Source organism: Thermoflexus hugenholtzii JAD2 (assembly GCF_900187885.1).
Lineage (GTDB): Bacteria > Chloroflexota > Anaerolineae > Thermoflexales > Thermoflexaceae > Thermoflexus > Thermoflexus hugenholtzii.
On record NZ_FYEK01000044.1, the window covers coordinates 31,519 to 41,868 of the forward strand.

The 10,350-nt window shown below is 66.7% G+C and carries 5 protein-coding genes; 3 read left to right on the plus strand and 2 right to left on the minus strand.

Annotated features, from left to right (window positions below; genetic code table 11):
- Positions 1-792: 792 nt before the first annotated feature.
- The 3 genes from CFB18_RS10525 (at position 793) to CFB18_RS10535 (ending at position 8,429) form a co-directional block, all read left to right on the plus strand.
- A complete protein-coding gene (locus tag CFB18_RS10525) occupies positions 793-3,567 on the plus strand; it encodes a GAF domain-containing protein (RefSeq protein ID WP_143597587.1) in 2,775 nt (924 codons plus the stop codon).
- Between the two features lie 223 nt (positions 3,568-3,790).
- Complete coding sequence (nifJ, locus tag CFB18_RS10530) at positions 3,791-7,366, plus strand: pyruvate:ferredoxin (flavodoxin) oxidoreductase (RefSeq protein ID WP_088571767.1); 3,576 nt, start codon at positions 3,791-3,793, stop codon at positions 7,364-7,366.
- Between the two features lie 61 nt (positions 7,367-7,427).
- The gene (locus tag CFB18_RS10535; protein ID WP_088571768.1) at positions 7,428-8,429 is read left to right on the plus strand and encodes a dihydroorotate dehydrogenase-like protein; all 1,002 of its coding nucleotides are present in this window, start codon (positions 7,428-7,430) and stop codon (positions 8,427-8,429) included.
- A gap of 15 nt (positions 8,430-8,444) precedes the next feature.
- Here CFB18_RS10535 and CFB18_RS10540 read toward each other — a convergent pair whose 3' ends face one another.
- Together CFB18_RS10540 and CFB18_RS10545 are read right to left on the minus strand one after the other, a co-directional pair.
- On the minus strand, positions 8,445-9,269 hold the full coding sequence (locus CFB18_RS10540) for an electron transfer flavoprotein subunit beta/FixA family protein (protein ID WP_200808169.1): 825 nt from the start codon (positions 9,267-9,269) through the stop codon (positions 8,445-8,447).
- Positions 9,270-9,297: 28 nt separating this feature from the next.
- The gene (locus CFB18_RS10545; protein ID WP_088571770.1) at positions 9,298-10,338 is read right to left on the minus strand and encodes an electron transfer flavoprotein subunit alpha/FixB family protein; all 1,041 of its coding nucleotides are present in this window, start codon (positions 10,336-10,338) and stop codon (positions 9,298-9,300) included.
- Between the last annotated feature and the right edge of the window lie 12 nt (positions 10,339-10,350).

Consider the following 10,350-nt stretch of genomic DNA (forward strand, 5'->3'; position numbering starts at 1 on the left):
GGACGCGGGGGATTTCGCCCGCCGTCATCATGTCCTGCTGCTACGTCATCAGGAAAGCGGGGTCAACGTGGATGTCTCCTCAAAAAGAGGAAGCAGGCGAGGAGGATCTTTCCCCAGATCCCCTTCTCTTGAAGTTCCAGATGCCGCCGCCAGGCGGTCGGATCGGAGCCGTATGGGCGGGGCCTATCGCACCCCCGGCAGCCGATGACCCGGACATGCAGGATCCCAATGGAGCCCCTTGCGGTCGTCGACACGGGACCTGCCGGTTTGGGCCTGGGACGGCAACGGGGGCTCGATGAAGGCCCACGGCCCATCCGTCAACTCCCGGAACGCCATCAGCCTTCCTGCTCAAACAGGTTGTCCAGAAAGAGTCTACTACAACCGGACACTGGAGTTTTGAGATGAATTCGGAGGCAGAAGGGGTGCAAGAAGCGGAGGGGAACGAGATTCTCTTAATGCAAATCAAAATCATCAAAAAGCAGATCTTGATGGCACCTAGAAGTTTTGGTAAAATGGAAATGTGTTTCGGACACCTGCTTCGGGATGGATCCGATGGCCCGGACAGTCGACTAGGGAGACATCGGAGCGCCTGGCTATCCTGGTGATCGGTCTTGAGATTGAAACGATTCGATCCAGATGCCATCCCGGTGAGGAAGCGCTCAAGCCCCCTGACGAAGGGAGACGTTCGGGACCTGACGTTGGGGATCCTCGAGAAGGAGACAAATCGGGATGGAAACTTTTTCCTTACACTCGCTGTGGCAGAAGGCGAAAAGAGGAGACTGGATCGCCGGATTGCGGTGGGAGATACCTGGAGAAGAGCAGTTATGGGAAGCCTGGATCCGCGCGGCCGCCCGCGCCGGGCATCGCCTGCTCTACTTCCGTCAGGACGGCGCGCTCAGCGGGATCCTGCAAGATCTGCCGGGGACCACCCTCGTGGACGCCCCACAGTGGAGCCCCGACCTGCGCGCCCGCCTCCTGGACCTGCTCCCCCGGGAAGGCCCCCCGACGGTGGGGCTATGGGAGGATCTGCAGGGCTTGCTAAGCCAACCGGACCCCCGGGCCGCCTGGGAGATCCTGGAGGCCCTGGATCGGCTCCGGCGGGAGGCTCCGGTGATCTGGTTCACCCTGATCCGAGGGGATCCGGATACGCTGCCGCTCTTCACCCCACCGGTGCCCCTGGCCTCCTTTATAGTGATCCCGCTCACCCTGCCGCCGGATCCTCTCCTGCTAACCCTGGCGCTCCGGGAGGAAGATCCGCGACTTCCTCCCGGCCTTTACCGGCTGGTCTTTGATCCCGAGCCCCGGCTGGAGTTCCTCGCGCACACCTCGGTGAAAGGGCTCCTCCCCTTGTTCGAGATACTGCAACGCCAGCGTCAGCAGCAACAGACGCTGGAGCAACGAATGCGCCTGCTCGCAGCCCTGGCCGAAGGGACGCGGTGGTTGCCGGATCTCCCGGCCTTCCTGAACGTTCTCATCCGGGAGCTGGTGGAGCACCTCGAGGTGGATCGGGGGGCCATCGCCCTCCGGGAGGGGCCGGATCGCCTGCGCATCGTCGCCGAGCACCGGCGGATCGAGGGCCCCTCGGCCCTGGGCGCCGTCATCGACCTGACCGGCGATCCTCTCTCCGCCCGTGTCGTGCAGACGCGCCAGCCCCTCGTCCTCAACAAGATCCGGGATCCGGCCCTCTTCGGCGCCTCCGCACCCCTGCTGCAGCGGCTTGGGATCCGCTCCATCCTGATCGTGCCCATCCCACGGGGGGAAGAGGTCCTCGGCCACATCGGCCTGGATAGCGTCCGCGTGGAGCGCTCGTTCAGCCCACAGGAGGTCCAGCTGGTTCAAACCATTGCCGAAGGGGTCGCGGGCCTGATCGAAAGGGCGCAAGCCCTGGAGCGGCAACAACGCCTGGCCCAGCTCCTCGAGGCCCTGCATCGGATCCTCCGCTCCGCCTTAGAGGTCCAGAACTTTGAGGCCTTCCTCCATCAGGTTCTCGCGCAGGCTATGGAGGCCCTGGAGAGCCCCATCGGGGTCCTCTGGGCCGCGGGGAGGCTCAGCGCACGCGGGATCTCATCCCCCATCCTCGCGTCCATTGAGGACACCGCTCGAAAGGAGGGGCTCCGCATCACCGAGACCCTTGCGGTGTCGGATCACCGGGAGCTTCCTCCATCTGCCCTGCGAGACGCCCTCCTGCAGGCGGGCATCCGGGCCTCCCTGAGCGTGCCGATCCGGGCCGGCGAGCGCCCAATCGGCGTCCTGGGCCTGGCCAGCCCGACCCCGCGCCAGTGGAGGCCGGAGGAGATCGCGCTCGCGGAAGCCATCGCGCTGGAGATCGGCCATACCGTTGAGCGCATCCGCTTCGTCCGCCATCTGCGCCTGCTCTATCGCCTGGCGGACGCCCTCAGCGGGTTCCGGGATCTGCATGGGGTGCTGCAGCCGATCTTTGATCTGATCCGGAGCGAGCTGATGGCACGTGAAGTGGGCCTGTATCTCCCCGTGGAAGAAGATCCCTCGACGCTGGCCTGCAGGATCCGCTCGGCCTCGGGATCACGATCCGTCTTCCCGGCCCGCATGCGCCGGCATGCCATTCCGGCCCTGGAGCCCATATTTCAGGGCCAGGCCCTCTGGTTCACCGATCCGCCCGGCGCCCCTACCCTCTTTCCCGCCCGATCGCTGGCGCTTCTTCCGTTGAAGCACGAGGACGAGATCTTGGGGAGCCTGGCCATCGCCTGGGAGAAGCCGGCGGTCTTCGATGTAGACACCCAGGAGTTCCTGTTCCGGGTAGCTGCCTTGCTGACCACGGGGGTGCTCAACGAGCGCCTGTGGCGGCAGCTGGAGCGTCGCGCCCGTGAGCTCGAAAGCCTCACGGAGTCCCTGCAACAGGCCCTGAAGCTCCGTGAACAGATGATCCAGAACGTCTCCCACGAGCTGCGGACCCCCCTGGCGATCCTTCAGGGATACATCGAGCTCATGCAGGAGGAAGCTTTGGGCCCCCTGACGTCGGAGCAACGTGAGGCGCTGGGGGTGATGCAGGAGCGGTTAAATGGGCTCATTCGGTATGTGGAGCTCCTCCTCACCCTTCAGGAGATCCAGGCCGGCGCGCGGTCGCTGAACATCCTGGATCTCCGGGAGCTGGTGCGGGAGGCATGCCGGGCGTATCAGAGCCGCCTCGATCCCCAACGCCATGTCCTCCAGGTTCATCTGCCGGATCATCCGGTCTGGGTGATGGGGGAAGGGGAGCACCTGCTCCTGACCTTCACCGAGCTCCTGGAGAACGCGGTCAAATTCTCCCCGACGGGGGGTACGATCCAAGTCTCCCTCGCCGTGCAGGGGCCGGAAGCCCTTTTGGAAGTGCGTGATGAAGGGATCGGCATCCCTGCCGAAGCCATCTCCCGAGTGTTTGAGCCCTTCTATCAGGTCGACGGAGGTACTACCCGGAAGTTCGGAGGGATGGGAATTGGGCTGACAGTGATCAAGCAGGTCGTCGAGGCGCATCGGGGTCGCGTGGAGATCGAGAGCGCGGTCGGCCAGGGCACGCGCGTCCTCCTGCGCTTGCCCATCGTGATCCCTTGACCCGGGCGGCCGAACCGGTCGCCCCGGTGATCCCCCAGCCCCGGGCGAGGGCCCGGGGCGACTGCCCCCTGGATATGAGCGAAAGCACCCGGGAGACCTGACGGTCGACACCCCTACCTGAAGCGCTCCGGATGTATACTTCGCAGAAATAAAGATAACCGGGATGAACCTTCTCGGCCCCGGGCGGGGCCGTTGGCAGCCCAAGCGAAGAGGGAGGTTTCCCATGGCCCGACCGATGGTAACGGTGGACGGGAACGAGGCCGCCGCCAACGTGGCCTATCAGCTGAGCGAGGTGATCGCCATCTATCCGATCACCCCCTCCTCCCCGATGGGGGAGCTGGCAGACGAGTGGGCGGCGAAGGGGCGTCCTAACCTGTGGGGGACGGTGCCGAAGGTGATCGAGATGCAGAGCGAGGGCGGAGCCGCCGGGGCCATCCATGGGGCCATCCAGACCGGCGCCCTGGCCACCACCTTCACAGCCTCCCAGGGCCTGCTGCTGATGATCCCCAACATGTATAAAATCGCCGGGGAGCTCACCCCCCTGGTGATCCACGTGGCCGCCCGCACCATCGCCACCCACGCGCTTTCCATCTTCGGGGATCACAGCGACGTGATGGCCGCGCGGCAGACCGGGTTCGCCATCCTGGCCTCAGGCTCGGTCCAGGAGGCCCAGGATCTGGCCCTCATCGCCCACGCGGCGACCCTGGAGTCCCGCGTTCCCTTCCTCCATTTCTTCGACGGCTTCCGCACCTCCCATGAGATCAACAAGATCGAGCTGCTCACCCCGGAGGACCTGCGGGCGATGATCGATGAGGAGTGGATCCGCGCCCACCGGGCCCGCGCCCTCTCGCCGGATCATCCCTTCATCCGGGGCACCGCCCACAACCCCGACACATATTTCCAGGCCCGGGAGGCGGTCAACCCTTACTACCTGGCCTGCCCCACCATCGTCCAGAACGCCATGGACCGCCTCGCCCGTCTGGTCGGGCGTCACTACCATCTCTTTGACTACGTGGGGGACCCGGAGGCGGAGCGGGTGATCGTGCTCATGGGGTCGGGGGCGGAGGTGGCCCACGAGACCGTGGAGTATCTCAACGCCCGGGGCGAGCGGGTGGGGGTCATCAAGGTCCGGCTTTACCGCCCCTTCTCGGTGGAGCATTTCATCCGGGCCTTGCCGCCCACCGTGAAGGCCATCGCCGTGCTGGATCGGACGAAGGAGCCGGGCAGCGCGGGGGAGCCCCTCTACCTGGATGTGGTGACCGCGGTGGAGGAGGCCATGGCCTCGGGCCTCGCCCCCTTCCGGGAGATGCCGCGGATCATCGGGGGGCGCTACGGGCTCTCCTCCAAGGAGTTCACCCCGGCCATGGTCAAGGCCGTCTTCGACGAGCTGGCGAAGGACCGCCCGCGGAACCACTTCACGGTGGGCATCTACGACGATGTGACCCACACCAGCCTGGAGTTCGATCCCTCGTTCTCCACCGAGGACCCGGAGACGGTGCGGGCGGTCTTCTACGGCCTGGGGGCCGACGGCACGGTGAGCGCCAACAAGAACTCCATTAAGATCATCGGGGACGAGACCGATTACTACGCCCAGGGCTACTTCGTCTACGACTCCAAGAAGTCCGGCTCGGTGACGGTCTCGCACCTGCGCTTCGGGCCGCGGCCCATCCGCTCCTCCTACCTGATCCGCCGCGCCAACTTCGTGGCCTGCCATCAGTTCAACTTCCTGGAGCGCATGGATGTGCTGCAGGTTGCCGAGCCGGGGGCGATCTTCCTGCTCAACAGCCCCTACGGGCCGGACGAAGTGTGGGACCACCTCCCCCGTTCGGTCCAGCAGGCGATCATCGAGAAGAACCTCCGCTTCTACGTGGTGGACGCCTACCGCATCGCGCGGGAGCACGGGTTGGGGCCGCGCATCAACACCATCCTGCAGACCTGCTTCTTCGCCCTGACGAACATCCTGCCCCTGGAGCAGGCGGTAGCGAAGATCAAGGAGGCCATCGTCAAGACCTACGGCAAGCGGGGCGAAGTCATCGTGGAGAAGAACTTCGCGGCGGTGGACGCCGCCCTGCAGCATCTCCATGAGGTGAAGGTCCCCAACCGGGTCACCAGCACCTTCGACCGTCGGCCGCCCGTGCCGCCGGAGGCCCCGGAGTTCGTGCAGCGGGTGACCGCCCGCCTGATCGCCGGGGAGGGGGATCTCCTGCCGGTGAGCGCCTTCCCGCCGGACGGCACTTGGCCCAGCGGGACCAGCAAGTGGGAGAAGCGCAACATCGCCCAGGAGATCCCGGTGTGGGAGCCGGACCTGTGCATCCAGTGCGGCAAGTGCGTGATGGTCTGCCCCCACTCGGTGATCCGGGCCAAGGTCTACGATCCCGCCCTGCTCGCGGAGGCCCCGCCCACCTTCAAGCACGCCCCGGCCCGCTGGCGGGAGTTCAAGGATATGGTTTACACCCTCCAGGTGTCCCCGGAGGATTGCACCGGCTGCGCCCTGTGCGTGGAGGTCTGCCCGGCGAAGGACAAGTCCGATGTGAGCCGCAAGGCCATCAACATGCGGCCCCAGGCCCCGCTGCGGGAGGCCGAGCGCCGGAACTGGGAGTTCTTCCTCCAGCTCCCTGAGGTGGATCGGCTGCGGGTGAACGTCGGGCAGGTGAAGGACGTGCAGCTGCTGGAGCCGCTGTTCGAGTTCTCCGGGGCGTGCGCCGGCTGCGGGGAGACCCCCTACCTCTCGCTGCTCACCCGGCTGTTCGGCGACCGGCTGGTGATCGCCAACGCCACCGGATGCTCCTCCATCTACGGGGGCAACCTCCCCACCACCCCGTGGACCTACAACCGGGAGGGGCGCGGCCCGGCCTGGTCCAACTCGTTGTTCGAGGACAACGCGGAGTTCGGCCTGGGGATGCGCCTCAGCCTGGACAAGCAACGGGAATACGCGATGGAGCTCCTGAAGCGGCTCCGCGCGCAGATCGGCGAGGCGCTGGTGGAGGAGCTCCTGAACGCCGATCAATCCACGGAGGAAGGGATCCGGGCCCAGCGGGAGCGGGTGGGGCTGCTCAAGGCCCGCCTGCAGGCACTGCCCGACTCCCCGGAGGTGCGGAATCTGCTGGCGGTGGCGGACGCCCTGGTGCGCAAGAGCGTGTGGATCATCGGGGGCGACGGCTGGGCCTACGACATCGGCTACGGCGGGCTGGACCACGTGCTGGCCTCGGGCTACGACGTGAACATCCTGGTGCTGGACACCGAGGTCTACTCCAACACGGGCGGCCAGATGTCCAAGGCCACCCCGCGGGGGGCGGTGGCCAAGTTCGCCGCGGGCGGCAAGCGCGGCCCTAAGAAGGACCTCGCCCTGATGGCCATCAGCTACGGCAACGTCTACGTGGCCCGGGTGGCCATGGGGGCCAACGACACCCATACCGTCAAGGCCTTCCTGGAAGCCGACTCCTATGAGGGGCCGTCCCTGATCATCGCCTACAGCCACTGCATCGCCCATGGCTACGATCTGCGCTACGGGATGGAGCAGCAGAAGCGGGCCGTGCTCTCGGGCTACTGGCCGCTGATCCGCTACGATCCGCGGCGGCTGCGGGAGGGCCTCAACCCGCTTCAGATCGACTCCCGGCCGCCCAGCATCCCGCTCTCGGAGTATATGTATAACGAGACCCGATTCACGATGCTGGTCCACAGCCGGCCGGAGATCGCGGAAGAGCTGCTGGAGGAGGCCGAGGAGGAGATCCGCCTCCGCTGGCGGATCTACGAGGCCCTGGCCCAGATGCCGGTGAACGGGCGGAACGGCCGCGCTTGATCAACCCGGGGCGGGGTCGCGTGACCCCGCCCCTCTCTTCTACACTGCACCGGAGGCTCCCATGGTCGATCTTTCCACCCGCTATCTGGGGTTTCACCTGCGGAACCCCCTCATCGCCTCATCCTCTCCGCTTACAGAGGACCTGGAGACCCTCCGCCGTCTGGAGGAGGCGGGGATCGCGGCGGTGGTGTTGCCTTCCCTGTTCGAGGAGCAGATCATCGAGGAAAGCGAGCGTCTGGACTACGGGCTCTCTTACGGGGAGGAGAGCTTCGCCGAGGCCCTGCGTTATTTCCCCGATCTTCACCACTACAACCTGGGGCCCGAGGGCTATCTCGAGCACATCCGGCGGGCCAAGGCGGCCCTCTCCATCCCCGTCATCGCCAGCCTGAACGGCGTGACCACCGGCGGGTGGATCCGTTACGCGCGGCTGATGGAGGAGGCCGGCGCGGACGCCCTGGAGCTGAACATCTACTACCTGCCCACATCCCCCGATGAGAGCAGCCAGGCGGTGGAGGAAAATTACGTCCGGCTGGTGCGGGATGTGGTCGCCTCCGTGCGCATCCCGGTGGCCGTCAAGCTGAGCCCCTACTTCAGCTCCCTTCCTTATATGGCCCGGCGGTTCGAGGAGGCAGGCGCCGCCGCCCTGGTGCTCTTCAACCGGTTTTATCAGCCGGACATCGACCTGGAGGCCCTGGAGGTGGTGCCCAATCTGGTGCTCAGCACCTCCCACGAGCTCCGGGAGCGGCTGCGCTGGGTGGCCATCCTGTATCCTCAGGTGCGCCTGGATCTGGCCATCACGGGGGGCGTGCACACGGCGGAGGATGTGCTGAAGGCGATGATGGTGGGGGCGAAGGCCGTCACCATGGCCTCGGCGCTGCTGCGCCACGGGCCGGAGCACGTGCGGCGGCTGCTGGAGGACATCCGTCAATGGATGGAGGAACACGAATATGTTTCCATCGAGCAGATGCAGGGGAGCATGTGTCGACAGCGGGTCGCCAACCCGGCCGCCTATGAACGGGCGAACTACATTCGGGTGTTAAGCTCCTTCCCACGGCCGCGGTGAGGCCCTTAACGCTGCCTATCCCAGCAGCTCCCGCAGTCGTTCGGCCAGCTGACGGGCCACCTCCTCCGGGCTCCCCTCCAGCCGGATGCGCCGGCGCTCCCGGGAGGGGGCCTGGGCCAGCCCGGAGACCTGCGTGGGAGAACCGGCGACCCCGATGAAGACCTCATCGACCTCCAAATCCGCGGCGCTCCAGACGGTCACCCGCTCCGGCGCGAAGGCCCATGGCTTCCGCCGGTAGTCCATGAAACGAGGCTCGTTGCATCCCGTCTTGACCGAGATCACCGCCGGGAGAGGGACCTCCAGGATCTCATACCCGCCGGGCCGCTCCCGACGCCCCCGCACCACCCGCCGCCAGGGATCCAGCTCGATCTGCGTGACCATGGTGATCTGCTGGAAGCCCAGCCACTCCGCCAGCCCGGGCGGCACCTGGCCGGTGGCCCCATCCGATGACTCCTCCCCGCAGAAGACCAGATCCACCGGTCCCAGCTTCTCGATTCCCCGGGCCAAGGTGTAGGTGGTAGCCAGGGTGTCAGCGCCCCCGAACCGGCGGTCGCTGAGCAGGTAGATGTGATCGGCCCCCATGGCGAGCCCTACCCGGAGATAGGGCTCGAAGAAGGGCGGGCCCATGGAGACGATGGAAACCCGTCCCCCGAAGCGGTCCTTGAGCTGCAGGGCCATCTCCAGGGCGTTCATGTCCGGCGGATTGATCTCCGAGCGGGCCCCTGCCCGATCCAGCCGCCGGGTCTCCGGGTCCACCCGCACCTCCTCCGGCTTGGGCACCACCTTCATACAGACCACGAAATGCCAGTCCCGGCCGTTCGGGCTCACCATCGTCTGCATCCTCCTCCCGATCTTTCGGGGCGCATCCCTATCCTCGGGCCGGGCCGCCCTCCACCGCCATCCGCTCCGCGCGCAGGACCTCGATCAGGGCCGGGATCACCTGCAGGGCATCCCCGACCACGCCGTAATCGGTGAACTCGAAGATGGGAGCCTCTGGATCGTTGTTGACCGCGATCACAGTCCCGGCGTTCTGGATCCCGACCACGAACTGGAAGGCGCCGCTGGCACCGCACACGATGGCCACCTTCGGCCGACACACCACGCCGGTCTGGCCGACCTGGCGCTCCCGGCCGATCAGGCCCTCATCCACCGGCGGGCGGGTGGCCCCCACCTCTCCGCCGAGCAGCTCCGCCAGCTCCCGGAGCAGATCGAACCGTCCGTGGATCCCTCGCCCGCCCACCACCAGGACCGGCGCCTGGGTGAGATCCACCCCCTGGCCGATCACCCGCTCCACCACCCGGGTGTGGAGATCCTCCGGTCGCAGATCCACATCGAGAGGGATGACCGCACCGGTCCGCCCGGGCTGGGGAGCAGCGAGGGGGAAGACGCCTGGCCGCACAGTGGCCATCTGGGGGCGGTGATGAGGCATGGTGATGAGGGCCACCACGCCTCCGCCAAAGCCGGTGACCTCCCCGATCAGCAACCCGCCCCGCTCTGGATCCAGGCGCAGATCGGTGCAGTCGGCGGTGAGGCCGGTCCGCAACCGCACCGCCAGACGCCCGGCCAGGTCCCGTCCGTTGGGAGTGGCGCCGCACAGGAAGACGCTGGGCCGCCCCTGCATCAGGGCCCGGAACGCCATCGCCGTGTGGGCCTCGACCGTGAAGGGCTCGAGGAGGGGATGATCCGCCACCCACACCTCATCCGCCCCCCAGGCGAAGGCCTGCTCCACCAGGGGCCTCACCCGATGGCCGAGGAGCAAGCCAGCCACCCGCCAGCCGATCCCATCCGCCAACTCTCGGGCCTTAGAAAGCAGCTCCAGGGACACCCGTTCCAGGACGGCTTGTTCCTGCTCCAGATACACCCAGATCGCAGGTTGCGCCTCATCGGGACCGTAGAGGGAAGCCGCCATTGGGTTTGCCCC